Raw genomic sequence first — 23,755 nt, forward strand, 5'->3', positions numbered from 1 at the left:
GCAATCAGATATAAAGTAGTAACAGGATTTAAAAATGGCAAAAGCAACATTAGAGCAATGGCGAATGTTTAAAGCGGTTGTGGATCATGGCGGGTTTGCAGGCGCAAGCGCAGCTGTACATAAAAGTCAGTCAACCGTACACCATGCTGTGCAAAAACTTGAAGCCGCCTTGCAAATTAAGTTGCTTGAAGTAAAAGGCCGTAAAACATTTTTAACCGATAGCGGTAAGCTGATTTTACGCAGAGCCGAGTTTTTAATTGAAGAAGCGACTAAAATAGAATCGGTAGCAAGTACGCTAAGCGAAGGCGTAGAAAGCACGTTAAAAATAGCTGTTGATGAGGTTTTTCCACACGCTATTTTATACCAAGCACTTGCTAAAACGAGTGAGCTTTACCCTCTTTTAAAAATTGATTTAGTAGAAAGCGTGCTAACAGGTGCAAACGAATTATTACATAACTCAGTGGTTGATTTAGCTATTTCGTCAATTCCTATCTATGGAATTAGCTGCAGTACGTTATGCGATATAGAGTTTATAGCGGTTGCGCATAAAGACCATGTATTACACCAACATACTGAACAACTCAACTTTCGTGATTTAAAGCTACACCGGCAAATAGTAGTTCGCGATTCAGCAACCCACACCAGTCACAACGAAGGCTGGCTAGGTGCTGATATGCGCTGGACAGTAAGCCACTTACGTAACTCTATTGATATGGTTAGTCAGAATTTAGGTTACGCTTGGCTGCCAAAAACACAAATTGCACACTTAATTGAAGATCAAACCCTCATCCCACTTAATTTAGACCAAGGTACAACCCGTACCCTTAATTTATATTTAATGTGCAACGACAACGACAGGCTTGGTCCTGCAGCACAAGAGTTTAAAGAGCAGCTTACGGCTCTCACTAACTTAGCTAGCTAATAGCTATTCATTTTTTACATCGAGGTGATCTGCTACATAGGCGCCTCGCTGCCCGCGCTCTTTAGCTGGGCCTATAGTACTGTCTTTACCTGTTTGCTGCTCAGTTGCTGCATTAATAACAGCACCTAATGTGATTATATAAGCGCTGATATACAGCCACATCAACATGATCACTACACCACCTAGTGAGCCATACGTTTCGTTGTAACTAGAAAAACGCGACACATAAAATGAAAAACCTATAGACGCCAAAATCCAAAGCACGGTAGCAATAGACGATCCCATCGTGATCCAACGCCATTTAGCAGGTTTACGATGTGGGGCATAACGATATAAAAGCACCAATGCAAAATTAAAGGTAAAAGCCAATAATGGCCAAGAAATGAGTTTAATTAATAAATCTATACTTTCTTTTAGCCCCACTAAATTAAGTACAATAGGTAGGATACCAATAATTAATAGCGCAAAAATTGCGACTACAATCGCTCCTACCGAAAATAGAAAACGGACTAGTTGAGCCTGAAAAAATGAGCGCTTTTCATATTCACGATAACTAATATTACATGCAGTAATAAGTGCTTGGCTGCCCTTTGAGCTACTCCAAATAGTAAGTATGAGCGTACCAATTGCACTTAAGCTCAAGCTTGCACTTGATGTTTTAGCTAGGCTAGAAACCTGAGATAAAATCAGTTCACTAGTGCTTGGTGGAAGCAAAGTAACTATTTTACTTAAGTGCTCACTAATATCTGTTGGGGATGAAAAGTACGCATACACTGATACCATCGCCGCAATGGCTGGAAAAATAGCAAGTAACGCATAAAATGCCACACCCGCTGCCACTATAGATAAGTTATCTTCACTCATTTGCTTAAAAATACGTTTAACAATATCCCACCAACCTATAAAAGGGATATGTGCAGGCTGCTCTGCTTGCTGTCCTCGTTTAGCTTCTTTCATTCTAAACCTCAATATTTGTATTACGTTACTACAGCAAAATATTTGCCAAGTTATAAGTGTTTGGTACCAAACTTGCTAATATTTATCTATAAATGACTCTAACACGGAAGATAAGCCATGCTCGGTACCCTAAAAAGCAGTGTAGCGCTAAATAATACAACACCAATAACTGAAGTGATCAAAGTTGATACACTTTCGTGGAATTTCTTTTATGAGCAAGGCGTGCAATTACTTCACGTAACAGCGCAAATATTACCCACTATTTTACTCGGCATAATGCTTTTAGTACTCAGTTACTTAATTTCAGGACCACTTTCTAGATTACTAATCAAACCCATTGACTATATGACTGACAGCAAGCTTGTTCACCTAGTTATAAGGCGCAGCATAAGCACCCTAATAATTTTATTTGGGGTATATTTATTTTTACGTTTAGCAGGGCTTACTCAGTTTGCTGTTGCTATTATGAGTGGGACTGGGTTGATAGGTTTAATACTCGGCTTTGCTTTTAGAGACATAGCAGAGAACTTTATTGCTAGTTTATTACTGAGCGTACAAAGACCTTTTAAAATTGACGATGTAATTGAAGTGGATGGCCGATTAGGTATTGTTAAAAAAGTAACAGCAAGAGCAACCACACTTGTTGATTACGATGGCAATCATATTCAAATACCTAATGCGACTGTATATAAAAATACCATTAAAAACCTGACTGCCAATCCAAAAATGCGCGGCAAAGTAGAAATTGGTATTGGCTATGATAACGATATACGCAGCGCACAAACCCTCGCCCTAGATATTGCCAATCAACAAAATGCGGTACTTAGCGACCCGCCTGCGCAAGTTTTAATAAAAAACTTAGGCTCATCTACTATTAACTTCGTTTTATATTTTTGGGTTAATAGCGAGCAACACAGCCCATTAAAAGTAGCCTCACAACTTATGCGCGAATTAGTCAATGAGTTCACAAAACAAAACATCAGCATGCCTGATGACGCACGAGAGAGAATTATACTCACCGACCCTAATGAAAATGCTTCTAGTTTAGAGGAAAAACAACCATCGCAAGTACAAAGCGAAAAAAGTGAAACTGTTGAGCAAACTAAAACACTTGATGATGTCAGCAGTGATACCGACGAAATACGTGAACAAGCAGAGCAATCTCGCGATCCAGAACAAGGTAAAAATATTATTTAAAGATGCTGAAGTTGTATTAACTAAAATTTAGACACAAAAAAGCCCGCAGTATTAACTGCGGGCTTTTTATTGAATGAGTGAGTCAGCCTATAAGCCGGGTTTTGTCCTTTCCGAAGAAAGTGATAATCATTCGTCTAGGCCATAAATCGCTCTATGGCTCAAGCAACCTACCCGGTTCTCACGTGGGCCACGCGTTCATTATTTAAAATGATAGAACCCTATTTGGTCTTGCTCCGAGTGGAGTTTACCTTGCAACCGACTATTACTAGCGGCCCGGTGCGCTCTTACCGCACCCTTTCACCCTTACCAATCGAGATTGGCGGTCTCCTCTCTGCTGCACTTGTCGTGGGCTCACGCCCCCCAGCCGTTAGCTGGCACTCTGCCCTATGGAGCCCGGACTTTCCTCCCCCTGATCATTTTCGTCACAGGCAGCGATCATCTTGGCTGACTCGGCGCGCAGTATACATGAGGCTAATACTAAGCGCAGTAAAATTTACTCTTTTTCTTCAATAATTGTTTTATATAAAGCGTTTTTCTTCATACCAAAGTATTCGGCTACAACGCCACAGGCTTTTTTCATTGGCATTTCACTCTCAAGAAGTGCCAGCATTTTGCGCGCTTCTGGCGGAACATCGTCTATTTGCTTTGGTTTACCCGCAAGCATAAGCACTATTTCGCCGCGCTGCTTGGTAGGATCATCAGTTAAAAATTGTTTAAGCTCACTTACACTACCATTAAAAAATGTTTCAAAGGTTTTGGTTAGCTCTTTAGCAAACACGACTTGCTGCTCATCTCCAAGGGCTAGTGCTAAATCATCAAGGCTTGCCATAATACGGTGCGTACTTTCGTACATTATGCTGGTAATGCCTGAGTTAACAGCTTCGGTAAAAAAGTCTTGGCGAGCTTTGCTTTTAGCTGGCGTGAAACCAATAAACTGAAAGCGGTCAGTTGGTAAGCCTGAACAACATACGGCTGTAATTGCAGCACATGCACCTGGAACAGGTGTAACATGAGCGCCTTGTTCGCGACATAGATTTACCACAGCGTAGCCTGGATCACTAATTAGCGGTGTACCAGCGTCAGATACTAAAGCAATATTTAAACCTTGATTAAGTTGATCAATAATTTGCTGTGCTTTTTGCTTTTCGTTGTGGTCGTGTAATGCAAACGTTTTTGCCTTAATTCCAAAGTGGCTAAGTAGCTTGCCGGTATGGCGAGTGTCTTCAGCAGCTATTAAGTCAACTTGCGATAATGTCGCAATGGCACGGTGACTTAAGTCGTCATAATTGCCAATTGGGGTGGCAACAATGTAAAGAGTGCCAATTTTCTGTGAATTCTCCTCATTTAACATTGAGGTCTCCTGCGTCAGTCAGTAATATAAGCAAATCGCGTTAACGTATTGGGAAATCATTGTGCGACTTAAACTAGTTAGTCTATTAATTATATTGTCAGGGTTATCGGCGTGTAGCACAACCGAAAAACCAACTAAAAACAGCGATAACGTAAGTAACCGCACTAATGCACTGCAAAATCAGGCAACCAGTGCGCAATCTATCTACCAATTGGCGCAAAACCGCCAAGGTGCCGATAAAATACAGTTATTGTATAGCGCCCGCGATGCTGCAATTAGTGAGCAAAACTGGCCTTTGTTAGAGAAAATCGGTAATGAGCTTGAATTAACCGCAAGTGTTGATCAAATCCAAAACCGTCTTTATATTGCATTTGCACAAAAACAACAGAATAAGAATGATCAAGCTTTGGTGATTTTGCAATCGCTAGACGGACAACTTACTCAACCCGAGCATTTTGCATGGCATCAGTTTTTAACGGCCAGTATTTATGCATCGCAAAATTTTCCAAAAAAAGCTGCCCCCTATTTCTTTAGAGCCTCTGAAACAGCCACAAAAAACAATATAGAAATCCCTCAGCTCAATCAAAATTTGTGGGATAACTTAAAACAGCTCTCTTCATATGCGCTTGAACGTTTTAACCGTGGTTCGGTTATCCAGCAAGGCTGGGTAAACCTTGGTCTATACTATCTAGTATATGCAAGTAGCGGCGTGGAGCTAGACCAAGCAATTAATAATTGGCGCAGACGCTATATTGGGCATCCGGCTTTTTCTGTATTACCTGAACAGGATGAAATGCTTACTGAGCTCGCCCCTATCAATATAGAGCGTTTAGTTGTGTTGTTTCCACAATCAGGCCCTAACGAACGCTTAGGTGATGCCCTTAAAGCCGGTGTGTTAGCTGCACTTGATACGCGAACTATCAACGACACTATTTTTATTGATGAAAACCTAAGCACTGAGGAAATCGCAGCGCAACTTGAAGAAATAAAGCCTGATTTTGTAATTGGTCCTCTACTTAAAGCAAATATTGATAAACTAGCCAATGCACAAACTCTTATTGATACTCCGGTACTGCATTTAAACACCTTTGATGGTGAGCGCATTTCGCTTCAGCATTATTACTTTGCATTGAACCCTGAGCACGAAGTACAACAAGCTCTGGAACACTTTTTAACTAAGGGCTATCAAAAGCCTATGCTGCTTGCGCCAAATAATGCAAATGGCCAACGTTTAGTTGATTATTTTAACCTACAGTGGCAACGCTACAGCGAAACCAAGCCACAAATAGGTTTTTATAACGATAAAAAAGATATGCCGAACACAATTACCAGCTTATTAGAAGTTGATAAGTCAAAAGATCGCATACAAACAGTTAAAGCATTATTTAGGCAAGAAGTAGAAAACGAAACGCGTTCACGCAGTGATATAGACGTTATTTATATTTTGGGTGATGCAATAGAAACTCGCTTAATTAAACCTTACCTTGATGTAAACGTCAGTACATTTGCTGATCGTATCCCACTTTATGCAAGCTCTAAAAGTCATAGTAAGCAAATTGACAGTACAGACAAAGGCGACTTAGACGGCCTATACTTCACTGAATTACCGTGGATGCTTGATTCACAAATTAAACAACATAATTTACGCCAGCAGTACAACTCTCTATGGCCTGAGCAAATTGATATTAGCCAACGCTTATTTGCAATGGCGTACGATGCAGTATCAATATTACATGACATTAGACAGTTAAGCGTAATGCCAGGCAACCAATATAGTGGTTTAAGCGGTAAGCTATCTGTTAATACCAGCGGCCATATAGAACGTATGCTCGACTGGGCTCAATATACAAACCGTCGCATTAAGCCTGTGCAATTAGAAACACAACGCCCGGTACCATTGTTTATGCAATCAGCGGGTGATATACAAACTATAAATTAAACTTTATTAAGTTAAGGGGGCGGCATGTCGTGGTTTAAAGAGCTGTGGCACAATAGTCGCGAAAAAGGCCAGTATTATGAGCTTGAAGCGCAAAAATACTTAGTTACTCAGGGCTTAACACCCATTGAACGTAATTATTACTGCCCCTTTGGCGAGCTTGATGTCATTATGAAAGAAGGCGACACCCTTGTATTCATTGAGGTCAAGTTTCGCAAAAATAATGCCCGTGGCGGTGCCAACTATGCACTTAGCCCACAAAAACAAGCTCGATTAAAACGTAGTATTTATCATTACTTAGCAGCTAAAAATTTAACTAACCAAGCACTAAGAATTGATTATGTAGCCATTACAGGAGAAGCATCTCCTAATATTAATTGGCTTAAAAATGTATTTTAAACGCAAATACAAAGATAAATTATTGGTAGGCTATGCAAGACACAATTAAAGAAATTTTTACAGAAAGCATTCAAGTTCAAATCGCTGCTGGTGAAGTGCTACCTAGTGCGCTTGAGTCAGCTGCATTTACTATTGCACAAAGTCTGATCAACGGAAATAAACTCATTTGCTGCGGTACTGCTAATTGCCACATGCTCGCCCAGCACATGGCGGGTGTATTGGTTAATCACTATGAAACCGAGCGTCCTTGTTTGCCGGCAATTGCTCTATCGCAAGAAAACGTTAACCTTGGACAAAGTACTCAGGTAGACGATCACGATACATTTGCTCGTCAAGTCCGCGCTTTTGCCCAGCAAGGTGATTTATTGCTTGTACTGGCTATTAACGGTAACGAAAAACATGTTATTTCTGCCGTTGAAGCTGCACTAACTAAAGATATGAAGGTCATAGTTATGGTTGGTGATGATGGTGGCGAGTTGGTTGGCCTACTTGGCCCTAACGATGTTGAAATTAGATCCCCATCTAAACGCCCTAGCCGCATTATCGAATCCCATTTAGTTAACTTACATTGTTTAAGCGAACTTGTTGATTTAACGCTTTTCCCTCAGGATGAAAATTATGTTTAAACGCTCTCTTATTGTTTTAGGTACTGTTGTATTACTACAAGGCTGCGCAGCTGCTGTTGTTGCAGGTACAGCCAGTGCAGTAACTGCAGCGAACGATCGCCGTACCATTGGCTCTCAAATTGACGATAACAATATTGAAATAAAAGCGAGTATTGCACTTAGCGAAGTAGAACGCCTTGAAAAGTTTGCCAATATAAGCGCTGTAAGCGTTAACGGTATTGTTTTACTTGTAGGCCAAGTATCTAATGAAGAAATGAGAAACGAAGCACAGCGTACCATTGAGGGCGTTTCAGGTATTCGTAAGATACATAACCAAATTCGTATTGGTTCAAATATTGGCATTACTACACAAACTCACGACTCTTGGCTTACTTCTAAAGTAAAAGGCCAGCTACTCACCGCAAAAGACATTAGCAGTAATAATATTAAAGTGGTTACAGAAAACGCTGAAGTATTTTTAATGGGTTTAGTGTCTGACTCTGAATCTACCCAGGCGGTTAATATAGCCCGTAATGTATCAGGCGTAGAGCGTGTAATTAAAGTGTTTGAATATATGTAAAGTTAAACACAGACATAAAAAAACCGCTTATTAAGCGGTTTTTTTTGCATTTACTTATTATTTAATAACGCGTAAATGAGAGCCTTTTTTCTTCTGTGGCTTTTCTGGTGGTGTTTCATCAATAAATTCAGCTGATGAATCAACACTTTCAAGCTCAGGCACAAAATCGTCTTCGTCCTCTAAAAACTCATCTGTAGTAAAGACTGTTCCTTCGCCATTTTCACGCGCGTATATTGCAAGCACAGCACCTAGAGGTACATACACTTGCATTGGCTGACCACCAAAGCGCGCACTGAAGCTAAGTTGGGTTAAGTCTAACGAAAACTGTGTGACCGCTGATGGACTTATGTTTAAAACAATTTGTCCGTCTTGAACAAATTGTGTTGGCACTTGTACATTTGCAAATCCAGCGTCTACCACTAAATGCGGTGTACACTCGTTATCGACTATCCAATCAAAAAAAGCACGTAATAAATAAGGACGATTAGGCGTCATTATAAACGGATCTCACGCTCAGCTTCAGTTAAAGAGGCTTGGAATGACTCACGTTCAAATAAACGGATCATATACTCTTTAAGCTCTTTAGAACCTGCACCATTCAGCTCAATACCAAACTCTGGTAAACGCCATAATAGTGGAGCTAAATAACAATCTACTAAGCTAAACTCTTCACTCATAAAGTAAGGTGCTTCGCTAAAAATAGGTGCTACAGCAAGTAATGCTTCTGTTAGCTCTTTACGAGCTTGAGCAGCATCTGACGTGTTGTTACTGATTTTGTCAGCTAGGCTGTACCAATCAGTATCAATACGATGCATCATTAAGCGGCTACGACCACGCATTACCGGGTAAACAGGCATTAGTGGAGGATGAGGAAAACGCTCATCAAGGTATTCCATGATGATGTTTGCCTGGTATAAACCAAGCTCACGGTCAATCAGTGTTGGCACTGTGCCGTAAGGGTTAATTTCGTGAAGTGCTTCTGGCAAGTTATCTTTTTCAGCCAAATGAATATCTACACTTACACCTTTTTCCGCAAGTACAATACGTACTTGGTGGCTATACATACAGTTAGCACCAGAAAAAAGGGTCATTACAGGGCGCTTATTGGCAGCTACGGCCATGCCTATACCTCCATTAAATAACTAAAACAGCAAAAGGGGCTTAAGCCCCTATTGCAAAATTACCTTTAAAAATGTTCAACTTAATGAACATCTCTCCAGTATTCTTTCTTAAGCATAAATGCCAAGATAAATAGAATTATTAAGAATCCTATTACCTTAATACCTAGCGCTTCCGATTCAAGACGTGAAGGTTCACCCACGTACTCAAGGAAGTTTGTTAAATCACGAGCCGCTTGGTCGTATTCATCTACGCTTAATTCACCCGTACCATCAGTTTCAGTAGCAATAACTTTGGTCACAGTGTGGCCATGTTCTTCTACTTCTTTAGTGATAGGCGTTGGTAAACCTTGTAGTTCTTGAAGAACATGAGGCATACCTACCGATGGAAAAACAATATTGTTAACTCCAAACGGGCGAGATTCATCTTTATAAAACGATTTTAGGTACGTGTAAATATAATCTGGTGATTTTACACGTGCAATAAGAGTTAAATCCGGCGGAGCCGCACCAAACCATTTTGCTGCATCATCTTTTGTAATTGCGTTTGTGATATGGCTACCGACTTTAGAGCCGTCAAAAATTAACTGCTCTAAACCAACTTCTGTTGGGATACCGATATCACGAAAAGTACGCTCATAACGTTGATACTGCATTTGGTGACAACCAAGACAGTAGTTCATGAACAACTTTGCACCGCGTTGTAAAGATGGTTGATCAGTAAGGTCGTTATTCGCTTCCATTAAAGGAACCGACGGACCTGCTGCCATAACCATGTTAGGCAACAAGTTTACTGATAAAGCAAATAAACCAATAATAAGCTTCTTCATCATTTCGTTAACCTCTCTGGCAATGGCTTAGTTTTTTCGTTCTTACTGTATACAAACAACAGTACGAAGAACATAAAGTAAGTCACAGTACAGATTTGAGAAATAATCGTTTTCATATCAGTTTGTGGAGTTGCACCAACCCAACCAAGAAGAACGAAAGTTACAACAAAGCCTGCAATGTTCCATTTATGGAAACCACAACGGTAACGAACCGATTTAACTCTACCACGGTCAATCCAAGGTAGTAATGCAAGTACTACAATCGATGCACCCATCGCCGCAACACCGATTAGCTTATCAGGGATTGCACGTAAGATTGCATAGAATGGCGTAAAGTACCAAACCGGGAAAATATGCTCAGGTGTCTTAAGTGGGTTAGCTGCCTCGAAGTTTGGACCTTCTAAAAAGAAGCCATTCATCGCCGGCATAAAGAACACAACCCAACAAAACAGTATTAAGAAACCAACCACACCCACAATATCTTTAACTGTGTAGTAAGGGTGGAACGGTATCGCATCAACAATGTCTTTTTTGTTAGTGTAATACTCATGGAATTTAAATTTAGGCTTATCTTCTTCAGCTACTGAGCCTTTCTTACGTTTAATCTCAATACCTTCAGGGTTATTTGAACCCACTTCGTGTAGAGCAACAATGTGTAAGAAAACTAAGATTACAATAACCAGTGGTAGTGCAATTACATGTAATGCAAAGAAGCGATTAAGCGTTGCACCTGATATTACGTAGTCACCACGGATCCAAAGTGTTAAGTCATCACCAATAACCGGAATAGCACCGAATAATGAAATGATTACTTGTGCGCCCCAGAACGACATTTGGCCCCATGGTAATAAGTATCCCATGAATGCTTCAGCCATTAGCGCTAAGAAAATGAACATACCAAATAACCACAGTAATTCACGCGGTTTTTGGTAAGAACCGTAGATCATGCCACGGAACATATGCATATATACAACGATGAAAAACGCTGATGCACCTGTTGAGTGCAAGTAACGTAGTAACCAGCCATATTCTACATCACGCATGATGTACTCTACCGAGGCAAAAGCACCTTCAGCAGACGGAACAAAGTTCATCGTCAACCAAATACCTGTTAGGATTTGGTTTACTAGTACTAACATGGCTAGTGAGCCAAAAAAGTACCAGAAGTTAAAGTTTTTAGGTGCTGGATACTGTGCAATGTGCATGTTCCAAACACGTGTCATTGGGATTCGGTCGTCTATCCAACCAATAATCTTACCAAACATTAGGCTACCCCTCTTTCTTCGCCCACTAAAATAGTGGTGTCATCTAGAAAAGTATAAGGTGGTATTTCTAAGTTTAATGGTGCAGGTACCGATTGAAATACTCGACCAGCCATATCAAATTTAGAACCGTGGCACGGGCAGTAGAAACCGTCATCAGTCCCTTCTACTTTCTCACCAAAATTACCTTGTAAAAAGCCTGGTGAACATCCTAAATGCGTACAAATACCTACAGCCAAAAATATTTCTGGACGTAATGAACGGTAATCATTTGTTGATGATTCTAATTGTTGTGGCTCTTGCGATTGCGGATCACGAAGTTGACCTTCATGTTCTTTCATCTGCTCAAGCATTTTTGGGGTACGTGATACAACCCATACAGGTTTACCACGCCACTCGACACGTATTAATTGTCCAGGCTCAAGTTTGCTGATATCTACTTCTACAGGCGCACCCGCAGATTTAGCTCGCTCACTTGGATTCCAAGACGCAATAAAAGGAACAGCAGCCCCAGCCGCACCAACACCACCTACAACAGAGGTAGCTATGGTTAAAAAGCGACGTCGGCCATTGTCTACAGGCGCATTGCTCATCCACTTATCTCCACTATGATTCTCAACACTTGCTATATTGAGAACATCAGTTACAGCAGGTTAATTATTCGAAATTTTTAAAATAGAAGCGATCATAATTAAAACCCTTGATTAAAACAAGGTTATTCAAAGCCCCATGCTCGAATAAACCTAACTTGATCAAAAATTTGATTAAGCTAGCTCGAGAATAAAGCCGAACGACTATAATAACGCTTCTGTAAAAACAATATACTGACCGAGATCAACACCACTAAGAGGAAACAGTAAAAACTGTACATAGTGTCGTTAAACTCACTCATTTTACTTCCACGCCAATTGTAGCAAAAAATTCCACCAATTAACTGATGGATTTAAACTAATTACGATAATTATTTAACTTTTTAGCAGCTATCTGAGTGTTTTTTAACTTTCGTTCGATTAATACGCAGTTATTAATAAATTTGATCATCATTAATTACAGCAATACCAAGTATGGCGACCGCTATAAACAAATTTAAATTAAGTAGCAAATGTAAACTTTTTGATTTGAAAACAAAAAACCCAGCATAAGCTGGGTTTTTGAATTCTTGATAACGTATAGATTAACGTTTTGAGAACTGTGGACGCTTACGCGCTTTCTTAAGACCCACTTTCTTACGTTCAACTTTACGTGCATCACGTGTAACAAAACCTGCTTTACGAAGTTGTGGACGTAGTGACTCGTCAAACTCCATAAGTGCACGAGTGATACCGTGACGGATAGCACCAGCTTGACCAGTTGTACCACCACCAGAAACGGTGATGTAAAGGTCAAATTTTTCAGTCATATCAACTAGCTCAAGAGCTTGATGAACAACCATGCGTGCTGTTTCGCGACCAAAATACTCTTCTAGAGAGCGTTTGTTGATTACGATGTTACCAGTGCCTGGGCGTAAGAATACGCGAGCACTTGAACTTTTACGACGACCTGTACCGTAGTATTGATTTGCCATGATGGTGCTCCTTAAATGTCTAGAACCTGAGGCTGTTGTGCAGCATGGTTATGCTCAGTACCTGCGTAAACTTTAAGTTTACGGTACATAGCGCGGCCTAAAGGACCACGTGGCAACATGCCTTTTACAGCTTTCTCGATGATCATTTCAGGCTTTGCAGCTTGAAGTTTATCAAAAGTAGTAGACTTAAGGCCACCTGGAAAACCAGAGTGAGCGTAGTACACTTTATCTTTGAATTTGTTACCAGTTACAGTAACTTTTTCAGCGTTGATAACGATGATGTAATCACCAGTATCTACGTGAGGAGTGTATTCAGCTTTATGCTTACCGCGTAGGCGGTGAGCGATTTCAGTAGCGATGCGACCTAAAGTTTTACCTTCAGCGTCAACTACGTACCAGTCACGTTTTACTGTTTCTGGTTTAGCAACAAACGTTTTCATTTATAAAAATCCAATGTTTTTCAATTAAAACCACAAGTAGTTAATATTAACTACTGCTCTAAGTTTGCTATAACCCCTTCGAGTTTTAGACTTTTGCGCCGCTCACAAGTGGCTAGACTATATGAGGACATAGAACGCAACGTGGCAGACGCGGGAGTATACCAGCACTTAAAACACATTGCTACTCGCCGGTTGTTTTTTCCACAAGAAATTTCAGAAATAAGAAGTACTATATATGTACCTCTTTTTTATAGTTGCCCTATTACACATTTACTTACTTATTTAAACTAAATGCTCTCTAGCTAAATATTCTAAGGATTGCATTTCTTGTAAACGACTAATACAACGCTTAAATTCAAAGTTTAAATTACCTTGGGTATAAAGTTCGGTAATAGGTTTTTCAGCCGATATAATTAAAGTTACATGGCGCTCATAAAATTCATCCACTAAAGCAATAAAGCGTCTAGCAGCATCATCATTAGTTTGCCCTAGCTGTTTTACGTTAGAAATAATCACCGTATTGTATAAGCGGCTAATCTCCATGTAATCGACCTGGCTACGTGCTGTTTCGCACAATTCACTAAACTCAAACATCACAACGCATTTAGCTACTTTACGCGTTTTGATTTTTCGCCCTTCTATCTCTATCGGCTCATCTAATTGCCCTGGCTCTGGCGATAACTTATCGAAGTACTCAAATAGGTTCTTATCCGCATCTTCATCTAACGGACTATGAAAAATTTCAGCTTGCTCTAAAGTACGTAATCGGTAATCAATACCTGAATCTACATTAACTATCTCGGTATTTTTTTTAACAAGCTCAATTGCTGGCATAAAACGCGCTCGCTGTAAGCCATTTCTGTAAAGTTCATCAGGCACTATATTAGAGGTTGCTACAAGTACTATGCCCCGTGCAAATAGGGCTTCCATTAAGCCACCTAATAGCATGGCATCAGTAATGTCTTGTACAAAAAACTCATCAAAGCAAATAATGTCTGTTTCTGCTTTAAAAGTGTCAGCAATTTTTTCTAATGGATTAGCCGTATTATTTAGCTTTTTAAGCTCGTTATGCACTCGGTGCATAAATCGATGAAAGTGCACACGCATTTTACGTGTGCCCGGTAATGATTCGTAAAAAGTGTCAACTAAATAAGTTTTACCACGCCCTACTCCCCCCCAAAAGTACAAACCTTTTACAGGCGCAGGTTCTTCTTTACTAAATAGCTTAGCAAAAAAGCCTTTTTGTTTTGGCTTTGTCTGAGTTAGGTCATCGTATAGACGTTGTAAATGGCGCACAGCATTTTCTTGTGCTGCGTCGTGTACAAAGTCATCTCGCTTTAAGTCTTGTTGGTATGTTTGCCAAGGAGTCATATCTATTTACAGTTAAAACACAGTTTAATTTGCAAAGCATATTAACACGCATCATAACTCGGGGTATATTACACTTAGTATGATTTATAATTGAATCGGCATTCGTTAGTTATTTTCCCAAAGGGGTAGTTTTTATGGGCACAGTTATGTGGGTAGGTTTGATTGTTATTGTTGCTGTTGTAGCATTTTTTATTGGTGCATTTGTAACTAAAAAACAGTTCAAACAAGATGAACTAAAAGAGCAAGCGGAACAAGCACAAAGTGCGCTTGAGCAGTATCGCCAAGATGTCGCTGATCATTTAGCGAATACTGGTAAGCTCGTAAATAAAATGAAAGAAAACTATGATCAACTGCTTAGTCACGTTGAAGAAACAAACCAGCTTCTTCTAGAAGATAGAAATAAAGCACCAGCTGAACCATTCTTTTCAAAAGAAACTACAGAACAACTGCAGGCTTCATTAAAAGAGCGTCAATGCGATCGTTCTACAGCGGCAGCACAACCAGCTGATTATGTATCAGGTGAATCAGGTTTATTTGCTGGTCAAAATAAAGTTTCAGAACATTCTAAAGCATCTTGATGAACTTTTTTTTGACCCCATAGTCTTTAGATATAACAGCTTTGTTGTTTTATCTTAATAAACCGAAAAGGGCTGCTGTAAAGTAGCCCTTTTAGTTTTGCTTTATCTTAAGTGGAGTTACCCCTGACTATGAAAATGAAATTATCACTTATCAGCGCAGCTATTCTATCTACAAGCTTATTAATGAGCCCTGTAGCATCTTATGCAAAAATGCCAATTGCAGTAAATGGTCAACAACTACCAACTCTTGCCCCCATGCTAGAGAAAATATCTCCAGGTGTTGTAAGTATCCAAGTTTCAGGCTCAAAAGAAGTACGCCGCCGTGCAGATCCGCTTGAATACTTTTTTGGACAGCAACAGCCTCGCAGTCAAAAGCGTCAATTTAGTGGGTTAGGCTCTGGGGTAATTATTGATGCTGATGAGGGTTATGTAGTCACTAATAATCACGTAATCCAAGATGCCGAAAAAATGGTAGTAACCCTCGAAGATGGCCGTGAATTTGAAGCAACTAAAATTGGTACTGATACAGAATCAGACATCGCTCTTTTACAAATAGACGCTGATGACTTAACTGAAATAAAACTCGCAAATTCAGATAGTTTACGAGTGGGCGACTTTGCCGTCGCTATTGGTAACCCATTTGGACTTAGCCACACAGTTACATCTGGTATTGTTAGCGCTCTTGGCCGTAGTGGTTTACATATTGAGGGCTACGAAGATTTCATTCAAACCGATGCTGCTATCAACCAAGGCAACTCTGGTGGTGCACTAGTTAACTTAAACGGTGAATTGATTGGTATTAACACTGCTATTTTAGGTGCTTCTGGCGGTAACGTGGGTATTGGTTTTGCCATTCCATCAAACATGATGAAAAACTTAGTTGATCAAATTGTTGAACACGGTGAAGTACGCCGAGGGTCGCTGGGTATCTCTGGCCGCCCACTTGATGCAGGCCTTGCTAAGGCGCAGCAACTTGACGTTAAACAAGGTGCTTATGTAATGCAAGTAATGGACGACACTGCCGCAAGTAAAGCAGGTATAAAAGCAGGTGACGTAATTGTTAGCATTAATGGCGGTGATATTAGTGGTTTCCATGAACTACGCAGCAAAATTGCTACGCTAGGTGAAGGCCGCGAAATAAAACTTGGTATTTACCGCGATGGTAAAATTAAAACGGTAAAAGTAACTCTTGATGGTGCATCAGGTGTTACAGCGACTGGCGAAGAGCTGCATCCTGCGTTCCAAGGCGCGACACTTGAAAACGTGCAAAAAAATAGTAATAAAGGTGTTGAGGTTACGTCTGTAGACCCTCGCTCACCTTCTGCCCGTGTTGGCCTTGAAGAAGGTGATATTATTATGCAAGTGAATCGCCAACGAGTAGAGACTATTCGTGATATGAATAAGATTATCGAAAACACTAAAGGTAATATCGTACTTGGCGTACAACGTGGTCGTGAGTCTATATTTATTTTAATTCAGTAATAAATAGCACTATTAATGTAATAAAAATAACAGTGGCACTTGCCGCTGTTATTTTTTTTATGTCATCATAAAGAGATTGCTCACTTACATAATAAGAAAACTGTGCTGAAATTAATAAAATTTATTCTCCCCCCTTTATTTGCAGGTCTAAGTATTGCTTTTTTAGTGGTTTTTTTCAGCCCTAATATGCGAGCCGCCTTACTCCCTAATGTTCCCCTTCCAAGCGCGATGAGTGCGAGTCACCTGAGTTTTTCTGATGCAGTTAAACGAGCAGCTCCTTCTGTAGTTACTATTTTTTCAGAAAGCATTTCCAAAGAACCTCGTTATAAAAGAAAAAACACGGTACAAGAGCTAGGCTCTGGCGTCATTATGTCGCAAGACGGTTATATTCTTACTAACTACCATGTTGTGAATAATGCAGACCAAATTATGGTTATCTTAACCGATGGCCGACGCTTTTTTGATGTGCAACTAATTGGTTTTGATACCATTACTGATTTAGCCTTACTTAAAATCAATGCAGATCACCTCCCGGTGATTCCCGTAAACGATAGCTATGTATCAAATGTAGGCGATGTTGTACTTGCTATAGGCAACCCGCTTAACTTAGGGCAAACAATCACTCAAGGCATTATTAGTGCAACGGGTAAGCAAAAAATTACAGATAGCCCTTACAATAACTTATTGCAAATGGATGCAGCTATTAACGTGGGCAACTCCGGCGGCGCATTAGTTAACTCCAATGGTGATTTAGTCGGCATTACTTCTGCACAATTTAAAACGCGTGAGAACTTGAATATTCAAGGAATATTTTTTGCGGTTCCTTACTCACTTGCTAAAAAAGTGATGGGTAAACTCATTCGTCACGGTCGCGTTGTACGCGGCTATTTAGGCTTTGAAGGCACAGCAGTAGATAGTACCGGCAAGGAAGTAAACGACAGCCTAACGCCGGTTACCGGCATGCGCATTACTAATTTAGACCCTTTGGGGCCAGCATGGCAAGCGGGTATTGAAGAGCAAGATATCGTCATTAAAATTGCAGGGCTTTCGGTAGCAAACCCACAAAAAGTGCTTGAAAAAATAGGTAATACGGAGCCCGGTAAAGAAATAGAATTTGAGCTATACAGAGATGGGAAAATAGAAAAAATCATGGTGGTGGTAGCTGAACTTGAAACAAAGCTTTAATAAATAGTAATACCAATCGTCAATAAAAAAGTCGGATAGCAATTTGCGTATCCGACCTTTTTAAAATAGCTTAACTAGTTATCTACTTAGCTACTTCTACGTTTAATGTTTGCACCCAACGCACTTAGCTTATCTTCAATGCGCTGATAGCCTCTATCAACGTGATAAATACGGTCAACAACCGTTTCACCCTGTGCCACTATACCCGTTAAAATTAAACTAGCTGAAGCGCGTAAATCGGTTGCCATCACTTGCGCGCCCGTTAAGCTTTCAGTCTCACCACAAATTGCGGTATGCCCTTCTAAACGAATATTAGCGCCCATACGCTGCAACTCTGGTACATGCATAAAACGGTTTTCAAAAATCGTTTCTGTGATCGTTGCACTACCATTTGCTACTACATTTAATGCTGTAAACTGAGCTTGCATATCCGTAGGAAAACCTGGGTGTGGGGCTGTTTTAATATTCACGGCTTTAAGTTCTCGGCCGCGCATATCAAGATAAATACTGTCGTTATGCACTTCTAGATGTGCATTTGTTGCGCGTAACTTTTCAATCACAGGCTCAAGAGAATGAAAGTCAGTGTTTTTACAAAGTACTTCACCGCCTGCCATTGCTGCAGCGACTAAAAACGTCCCAGTTTCAATTCGGTCAGGTAAAATACTGTGTTCACAGCCAGCTAAATGCTCAACGCCTTCAACTTCAATGCGGCTAGTACCTGCACCTGTGATTTTAGCGCCCATAGCAATTAGGCAGTTAGCTAAATCAATTATTTCAGGCTCGCGTGCCGCATTATCAAGTATGGTTTTACCATCAGCGAGGGCCGCTGCCATTAATAGGTTTTCGGTAGCGCCTACACTTACCATTTCCATAAAAATTTCAGCGCCTTTTAAGCGACCATTTACCTTGGCATTAATATAACCATTTTCAACGTTTATTTGTGCGCCCATGCGCTCCAAACCTTGAATATGAATATCAACTGGGCGAGCGCCAATGGCGCACCCACCAGGTAAAGACACTTGAGCTTCACCAAAACGTGCAACTAGAGGTCCTAATGCAAGCACAGAGGCACGCATTTGCTTTACTAAGTCGTAAGGCGCTAATGTTTTATTAACCGTTGCACCGTCAATTACTAGGGTATCGCCCTGCCAATTAACATCTGCACCTAAAGTTTTTAATAAGGCTTCAGTGGTCACTATGTCGCGAAGACGCGGTACATTAGTAAATATACTTTTGCCATCAGCTAATAGTGAAGCAAATAAAATAGGCAGTGCGGCATTTTTAGCGCCCGAAATAGTCACTTCACCAGCAAGTGAAGTGCCACCTTGAATTACAAATTGATCCATTAGGAGGCCCTAGTTATTGCGGTAAAATGAATTTTTGTTCACGCTTCCACTCTACAGGAGTAAATGCACGAATAGATACTGCGTGAATTGTCCCATCTGAAATTGTATTCATTAATGGACCATAAACTAGCTGCTGCTTTTTAACTCGGCTTAAACCGTCAAAGCATTCGCCTACTGCAACAACTTCATAATGACTACCATTGGCTTTTACATGTACTTCAGCTAATTGAAGTTCTTCGCGTAATAATGTTTCGACTTGGCTAGTTTCCATAACTCTCACTCAAATAGGGTTGTAACCTGACCCAATTGCATTAAATTTTGCAATTGCTCAGGTAGGTTTTGCAATTCAAGGCGAATGCCTTGCTGCTTTAATTCTGCAAAAGAGTGAATTAACCAAGCTAAGCCTGCTGTGTCAACCCTTGATACTCCACTTAGGTCGAAATAGATGATTTTATGCTTAGTTAATAACTTATTGTTCAGAAGCTGTTCATCGCCAATTGAATTTCGAGTAAGCTCACCGCTTACTCCAAAATGTTGTCCATCAACTTGGCTTATTGCCAATTTAGTCATTCGAGTTACTGCCTCTAAACTGAACTGGTAGCTGACTCTTTTGCTCTAAAAGGTTACTTACATTATCAATACCTTGCTGACGCAAAATACCTTGCAGCTCGCTTTGCTTTGCATCCAGTAAACTAATACCTTCGGCAATCATATCGTACGCGCGCCATTCACCGTCGCGGTCTTCGCGTACTTTAAAATCGATTCTGATATCAGGTTTACCGTCTTCAATAATTTTAGTCTTAATAACAACGACGTCTTTACCTTTAAACGCTTGCTCTGCACCAAACTCAACTTTCTGGTTTGTGTATTGAGTAAATACACCTGCATAAGTAGCAACTAAGTACTCTCTAAATACACCAATAAAGCGTTGAATTTCTTTAATTGCTTTGGCCTTTTCAGCCTCGTCGGTAATTGCACGAACTTTAGATACTTCACTGCCAAGTACACGAAGTGCTGCATATTTATAGTCGATATAAGGCATTAATTCTTCTTCGACTATTACGCGAAGGTATTCTTGATCTTTAACAATTAATGGCTGATCTTTTTTAATGCGCGCAAATGTATTATCGGCAACTTGGCGTACCATTTTATTAGGATCGACTAATTTCACATCTGCTGCACTTACGCTTTGAGTTAGCGTCATTGTGCCAATTGCTACAATAGCTAAAAACTTTTTCAACATAATAATTACTCACTACCTTGGTTGAATAAAAACTGCCCGATTAATTCTTCAAGTACAATGGCAGACTTAGTATCAGTGATTGAATCGCCATCACCTAGTGCTTTACTTTCCACACCAAATAAATCGTCAATTGCTTCATCTTGCTTGTTTTCTGTCACTGTTTCGCCTAAACAACGTTGCTTAGCAGAATCTGGAGAAATTACAGGGTGAATACCTAAGTACTGCTCACCTAAAATACCCGACGTTAAAATAGAGATTGAGCTTGTGTCTGAAAAACGACATAAGTACTGTGCGTCAATGGTCATATTAACGACTGGTAAAAATTCTTGTGGGTGAACATAAATTGATTCAACACGACCAATTACAACACCACCTACTTTTACCGGCGCACGCGCTTTTAACGAGCCGATGTTTTCAAACTTGGCATTAAGCGTATATGTTTCGCCAGAGCCACTAATACCTGAATTGGCAACTTTAAGTGCAAGCATCGCAAAAGCTAAAATGCCAAGTGCTACAAAAAAACCAACTAAAATTTCTAATTTCCGTGAATTCATTATCTATACCCTATTAGCTGGTAAACATTACCGCTGTCAAAATAAAGTCAAAACCTAAAACTGCTAATGACGAATGAACAACCGTTTCGGTGGTTGCTTTGCTGATCCCTTCAGAGGTCGGCACACAGTCATATCCTTTATAAAGCGCAATCCAGGTCACCACTATGGCAAATACAAAACTCTTAATAATACCGTTTAGTATGTCTTGCTGAAACGACACTTGTGATTGCATGATTGACCAAAAGCTACCTGTATCAACCCCAAGCCAATCTACCCCCACTAAGTGAGCGCCTATGATTGCTACGGCTGAAAATATTAAGGCAAGCAATGGCATGCTTATAAAGCCTGCCCAAAAGCGCGGTGCAATAATTCGTTTTAGCGGGTCGATTGCCATCATCTCAAGTGATGAAAGTTGCTCTGTTGCTTTCATTAAACCAATTTCGGCAGTTAATGCGCTACCTGCGCGACCTGCAAATAATAATGCAGTAACAACTGGGCCCAATTCCCGCAATAAACTCAGTGCCACTAACGGCCCTAAACTATCCTCAGCGCCATAACCAACTAATACGGTGTAACCTTGTAGAGCCAACACCATGCCGATAAACAAACCCGACACCATAATAATGAGTAACGATTGCGAACCGACCATATAAAGTTGGCGAACAAGTAATGGTGTGCCTTTTTTAAAATTAGGAACATGCGCAAGCGCACTAAACAGCATATAAGCCGAACGGCCAAGAGCCGCAAAACGTCCTAGCGTTTTATGCCCTAGCTTTTGAAATAAATCCAACATTATGCTTTTTCTCCAAGCAGTTCATCTGCATAAGCTTGAGCCGGAAAATGAAATGGTACTGGGCCATCCGACAAGCCTTTTAAAAACTGTTGAACTAAAGGAGATTCATGATTGCGCATTTCATCAGGAGTACCACAACCAATTACACCTTGATCGGCGATAATTATAACGTGATCGGCAATACTCATTACCTCTGTCACATCGTGTGTCACAATTAAAGACGATAAACCCAATACTTCGTTAATCGACTTAATTAACTTAACCAATACGCCCATTGAAATAGGATCTTGTCCTGCAAATGGTTCATCGTACATGATTAGCTCTGGATCAAGTGCTATAGCGCGCGCAAGTGCAGCACGCCTTGCCATACCACCCGATAACTCAGAGGGCATTAAATCTTTAGCGCCACGTAGCCCAACCGCTTGCAATTTCATTAATACAACTAATCGAATAAGGTCTTCACTTAGCTTTGTGTGCTCTCTTATAGGAAACGCAATGTTGTCAAATACCGACATATCAGTAAACAGCGCACCACTTTGAAAAAGCATGCTCATTTTAGTACGTGCTTCGTATAACTCTTTACGAGACATTTTAGGAATGCTGCCACCTTCAAATAAAATATCACCTGAATCTGGTTTAAGCTGACCACCAATTAAACGCAACATAGTGGTTTTGCCAATTCCGCTTGGCCCCATGATCGCAGTAATTTTACCTTTAGGAACGCTAAAACTCATATTTTTATATATGGTTCTATTGCCTCTCGAAAAGCTAACATCCTTGACTTCTACTATTGATTGCGACAAGTCGCTCTCCATAAAAATGTTCACTAGTGCACCTATTTTAAAGCTTTTTTGTCAAAGATGGAAAAAACAATTCGTAAGATTTTGTAATACACCCATGAAAAGGATTATAAGACTCGCTCAAAACAGCTTAACCCCGGCTTAAATTTTTAAATTAGCTGTTTAAAAGCAGCATTGTTACGCAGTTGACCTTACTCTTTTATTTATACTTTCATCTTAGCTTTTGTTACTATTCGCGCCATCCGTATTTTGTATAACTGGCTTAACACAATGGTTACCTCGTTTGTTATTTTAATTCTTGGTTTTGCAGCTCTTGTTTGGAGTGCCGATAAGTTTGTTTATGGGGCTGCGGCTCTTGCTAAAAACTTTGGTGTACCTACACTTATTGTTGGTTTGACCGTTGTAGCCATGGGCTCTTCAGCCCCTGAAATGATGGTTTCAGCCTCTGCCGCTTTGGCTAACAAAACCGACACAGCCGTTGGCAATGCTGTTGGCTCTAATATTACAAACATTTTACTTGTGTTAGGTATCACTGCTCTATTTCGCCCTCTTTCAGTTTCATCTAGTACGTTAAAACGTGAAATGCCATTAGTGATGCTCGTATCTTTAGCTACTTGGTATGTGTTCTCAGATAACTACTTTTCATTTAGTGAAGGTGTTGCGCTTTTAGTTGGCTTTATCGTATTCATCGGTGGGTTAATCATTGTATCTATGCGTGCAAAAAACCAAGATGACCCATTTGTCTCAGAAGCCTGCGACGATGTACCAAACGATGTACCTACTAAAAAAGCGGTATTTTGGTTAATTGTCGGCATGATACTCCTGCCGGTTAGTTCTCATTTTTTAATCGGCTCAGCTGTTGATATTGCTAAATACTTCGGCTTAAGCGACTTAGTCATTGGTTTAACAATTATTGCCATTGGTACTAGCTTGCCTGAACTTGCCGCCTCGGTTGCAGGCGTACTTAAAAATGAAGATGATTTAGCACTAGGTAATATTGTTGGCTCAAACATATTTAATATTTTAGCTGTATTACCTCTAGCAGGTATTATTAATCCTTCAGCAATTGATCCATCGTTAGTAAGCCGAGATATATTAATTATGATTGGTGCAACACTTGCTCTTATTATTATGTCATTGAACTTTAGAGGCACCCAGCGTATCAATAGGGTAGAAGGCGGCTTATTGCTAATAGCGTTTTTGGGTTACCAAGGGTATATTTTTAGTCAAGTAGGGTAAATG

Annotated in this window: 27 protein-coding genes and 1 other RNA gene; 10 read left to right on the forward strand and 18 right to left on the reverse strand. The window is 40.2% G+C overall.

All coding sequences use genetic code 11. From position 1 onward, the window contains the following. Positions 1-34: 34 nt before the first annotated feature. A complete protein-coding gene (locus QL998_RS03925) occupies positions 35-922 on the forward strand; it encodes a LysR family transcriptional regulator (protein WP_290192184.1) in 888 nt (295 codons plus the stop codon). Positions 923-925: 3 nt separating this feature from the next. Here the strand turns inward: QL998_RS03925 and QL998_RS03930 are convergent, their stop codons facing one another. Continuing rightward, a complete protein-coding gene (locus tag QL998_RS03930) occupies positions 926-1,879 on the reverse strand; it encodes a YihY/virulence factor BrkB family protein (RefSeq protein ID WP_282115168.1) in 954 nt (317 codons plus the stop codon). Positions 1,880-1,996: 117 nt separating this feature from the next. Here QL998_RS03930 and QL998_RS03935 point away from each other — a divergent pair, with 117 nt between their 5' ends. Beyond that, positions 1,997-3,076, forward strand: a complete 1,080-nt coding sequence (locus QL998_RS03935) for a mechanosensitive ion channel family protein (RefSeq protein ID WP_290192185.1) — start codon at positions 1,997-1,999, stop codon at positions 3,074-3,076. A 74-nt stretch (positions 3,077-3,150) separates the two neighbouring features. Here the strand turns inward: QL998_RS03935 and rnpB are convergent. Together rnpB and rsmI are read right to left on the reverse strand one after the other, a co-directional pair. Further along, an RNA gene (gene rnpB, locus QL998_RS03940) (RNase P RNA component class A) lies at positions 3,151-3,528 on the reverse strand. A gap of 41 nt (positions 3,529-3,569) precedes the next feature. After that, positions 3,570-4,427 carry a 16S rRNA (cytidine(1402)-2'-O)-methyltransferase gene (rsmI, locus tag QL998_RS03945; protein ID WP_024595588.1) on the reverse strand — a complete coding sequence of 286 codons (858 nt, stop codon included), beginning with the start codon at positions 4,425-4,427 and terminating at the stop codon, positions 3,570-3,572. A gap of 61 nt (positions 4,428-4,488) precedes the next feature. Between rsmI and QL998_RS03950 the strand changes: the two genes are divergently transcribed. From QL998_RS03950 to dolP, 4 genes are read left to right on the forward strand one after another with little or no spacing between them, the layout of a single operon-like run. Next, complete coding sequence (locus tag QL998_RS03950) at positions 4,489-6,366, forward strand: penicillin-binding protein activator (protein WP_290192186.1); 1,878 nt, start codon at positions 4,489-4,491, stop codon at positions 6,364-6,366. Positions 6,367-6,390: 24 nt separating this feature from the next. Continuing rightward, the gene (locus QL998_RS03955; RefSeq protein WP_002957970.1) at positions 6,391-6,762 is read left to right on the forward strand and encodes a YraN family protein; all 372 of its coding nucleotides are present in this window, start codon (positions 6,391-6,393) and stop codon (positions 6,760-6,762) included. A gap of 32 nt (positions 6,763-6,794) precedes the next feature. Beyond that, on the forward strand, positions 6,795-7,388 hold the full coding sequence (locus tag QL998_RS03960; protein WP_002957968.1) for an SIS domain-containing protein: 594 nt from the start codon (positions 6,795-6,797) through the stop codon (positions 7,386-7,388). Next, positions 7,381-7,947 (forward strand): division/outer membrane stress-associated lipid-binding lipoprotein, encoded by a 567-nt coding sequence (gene dolP, locus QL998_RS03965; RefSeq protein WP_024606345.1) that lies wholly within the window; start codon positions 7,381-7,383, stop codon positions 7,945-7,947. The genes QL998_RS03960 and dolP overlap by 8 nt, the downstream gene beginning before the upstream one ends. A gap of 57 nt (positions 7,948-8,004) precedes the next feature. Here dolP and QL998_RS03970 read toward each other — a convergent pair whose 3' ends face one another. From QL998_RS03970 to zapE, 8 genes are all read right to left on the reverse strand, one after another. Then, positions 8,005-8,442, reverse strand: coding sequence for a ClpXP protease specificity-enhancing factor (locus QL998_RS03970; protein WP_290192187.1), 438 nt, complete (start codon positions 8,440-8,442; stop codon positions 8,005-8,007). After that, positions 8,442-9,068, reverse strand: coding sequence for a stringent starvation protein SspA (sspA, locus tag QL998_RS03975; RefSeq protein ID WP_002957965.1), 627 nt, complete (start codon positions 9,066-9,068; stop codon positions 8,442-8,444). Before sspA ends, QL998_RS03970 begins: the two co-directional genes overlap by 1 nt. A gap of 80 nt (positions 9,069-9,148) precedes the next feature. Beyond that, positions 9,149-9,898 (reverse strand): cytochrome c1, encoded by a 750-nt coding sequence (locus QL998_RS03980; RefSeq protein ID WP_002957964.1) that lies wholly within the window; start codon positions 9,896-9,898, stop codon positions 9,149-9,151. Beyond that, positions 9,895-11,160: a cytochrome b N-terminal domain-containing protein gene (locus QL998_RS03985; RefSeq protein ID WP_002957963.1), complete on the reverse strand. Its 1,266-nt coding sequence runs from the start codon at positions 11,158-11,160 to the stop codon at positions 9,895-9,897. Before QL998_RS03985 ends, QL998_RS03980 begins: the two co-directional genes overlap by 4 nt. Further along, a complete protein-coding gene (gene petA, locus QL998_RS03990; RefSeq protein WP_002957962.1) occupies positions 11,160-11,750 on the reverse strand; it encodes a ubiquinol-cytochrome c reductase iron-sulfur subunit in 591 nt (196 codons plus the stop codon). Before petA ends, QL998_RS03985 begins: the two co-directional genes overlap by 1 nt. Positions 11,751-12,331: 581 nt before the next feature. Beyond that, positions 12,332-12,724 (reverse strand): 30S ribosomal protein S9, encoded by a 393-nt coding sequence (gene rpsI, locus QL998_RS03995; protein ID WP_024595789.1) that lies wholly within the window; start codon positions 12,722-12,724, stop codon positions 12,332-12,334. Positions 12,725-12,732: 8 nt separating this feature from the next. Further along, a complete protein-coding gene (gene rplM, locus QL998_RS04000) occupies positions 12,733-13,161 on the reverse strand; it encodes a 50S ribosomal protein L13 (RefSeq protein WP_002957960.1) in 429 nt (142 codons plus the stop codon). A gap of 282 nt (positions 13,162-13,443) precedes the next feature. Beyond that, on the reverse strand, positions 13,444-14,532 hold the full coding sequence (gene zapE / locus QL998_RS04005) for a cell division protein ZapE (RefSeq protein ID WP_002957958.1): 1,089 nt from the start codon (positions 14,530-14,532) through the stop codon (positions 13,444-13,446). A 134-nt stretch (positions 14,533-14,666) separates the two neighbouring features. On the opposite strand from zapE, the gene QL998_RS04010 reads away from it, so the two are divergent. The 3 genes from QL998_RS04010 to QL998_RS04020 all read left to right on the forward strand — a co-directional run bounded on the left by QL998_RS04010 (position 14,667) and on the right by QL998_RS04020 (position 17,777). Beyond that, positions 14,667-15,110 carry a YhcB family protein gene (locus tag QL998_RS04010; RefSeq protein WP_182194653.1) on the forward strand — a complete coding sequence of 148 codons (444 nt, stop codon included), beginning with the start codon at positions 14,667-14,669 and terminating at the stop codon, positions 15,108-15,110. Positions 15,111-15,239: 129 nt separating this feature from the next. Continuing rightward, positions 15,240-16,592: a Do family serine endopeptidase gene (locus QL998_RS04015; protein WP_290192188.1), complete on the forward strand. Its 1,353-nt coding sequence runs from the start codon at positions 15,240-15,242 to the stop codon at positions 16,590-16,592. Positions 16,593-16,694: 102 nt separating this feature from the next. Continuing rightward, complete coding sequence (locus QL998_RS04020; RefSeq protein ID WP_024595792.1) at positions 16,695-17,777, forward strand: trypsin-like peptidase domain-containing protein; 1,083 nt, start codon at positions 16,695-16,697, stop codon at positions 17,775-17,777. Between the two features lie 86 nt (positions 17,778-17,863). On the opposite strand, the gene murA is transcribed toward QL998_RS04020, so the two are convergent. Genes murA through QL998_RS04055 form a run of 7 tightly spaced genes read right to left on the reverse strand, consistent with a single transcriptional unit; the run spans position 17,864 to position 22,528 of the window. Next, a complete protein-coding gene (murA, locus tag QL998_RS04025; protein WP_290192189.1) occupies positions 17,864-19,123 on the reverse strand; it encodes a UDP-N-acetylglucosamine 1-carboxyvinyltransferase in 1,260 nt (419 codons plus the stop codon). Positions 19,124-19,136: 13 nt separating this feature from the next. After that, positions 19,137-19,394, reverse strand: coding sequence for a BolA family protein (locus QL998_RS04030; RefSeq protein WP_002957953.1), 258 nt, complete (start codon positions 19,392-19,394; stop codon positions 19,137-19,139). 5 nt (positions 19,395-19,399) lie between these two features. Beyond that, entirely contained in the window at positions 19,400-19,693 is a 294-nt protein-coding gene (locus QL998_RS04035; RefSeq protein WP_002957952.1) for an STAS domain-containing protein, read from the reverse strand. Beyond that, positions 19,686-20,366: an ABC transporter substrate-binding protein gene (locus QL998_RS04040; protein ID WP_024595794.1), complete on the reverse strand. Its 681-nt coding sequence runs from the start codon at positions 20,364-20,366 to the stop codon at positions 19,686-19,688. Before QL998_RS04040 ends, QL998_RS04035 begins: the two co-directional genes overlap by 8 nt. Positions 20,367-20,371: 5 nt before the next feature. Then, on the reverse strand, positions 20,372-20,920 hold the full coding sequence (gene mlaD, locus QL998_RS04045; RefSeq protein ID WP_002957950.1) for an outer membrane lipid asymmetry maintenance protein MlaD: 549 nt from the start codon (positions 20,918-20,920) through the stop codon (positions 20,372-20,374). 13 nt (positions 20,921-20,933) lie between these two features. Further along, a complete protein-coding gene (gene mlaE / locus QL998_RS04050) occupies positions 20,934-21,713 on the reverse strand; it encodes a lipid asymmetry maintenance ABC transporter permease subunit MlaE (RefSeq protein ID WP_002957949.1) in 780 nt (259 codons plus the stop codon). Continuing rightward, a complete protein-coding gene (locus tag QL998_RS04055; RefSeq protein ID WP_290192193.1) occupies positions 21,713-22,528 on the reverse strand; it encodes an ATP-binding cassette domain-containing protein in 816 nt (271 codons plus the stop codon). Before QL998_RS04055 ends, mlaE begins: the two co-directional genes overlap by 1 nt. 255 nt (positions 22,529-22,783) lie before the next feature. On the opposite strand from QL998_RS04055, the gene QL998_RS04060 reads away from it, so the two are divergent. Then, positions 22,784-23,752: a calcium/sodium antiporter gene (locus tag QL998_RS04060; protein WP_024606355.1), complete on the forward strand. Its 969-nt coding sequence runs from the start codon at positions 22,784-22,786 to the stop codon at positions 23,750-23,752. Positions 23,753-23,755: the final 3 nt, after the last annotated feature.

The sequence above is a fragment of the Pseudoalteromonas sp. APC 3691 genome (genome assembly GCF_030408135.1).
Lineage (GTDB): Bacteria > Pseudomonadota > Gammaproteobacteria > Enterobacterales > Alteromonadaceae > Pseudoalteromonas.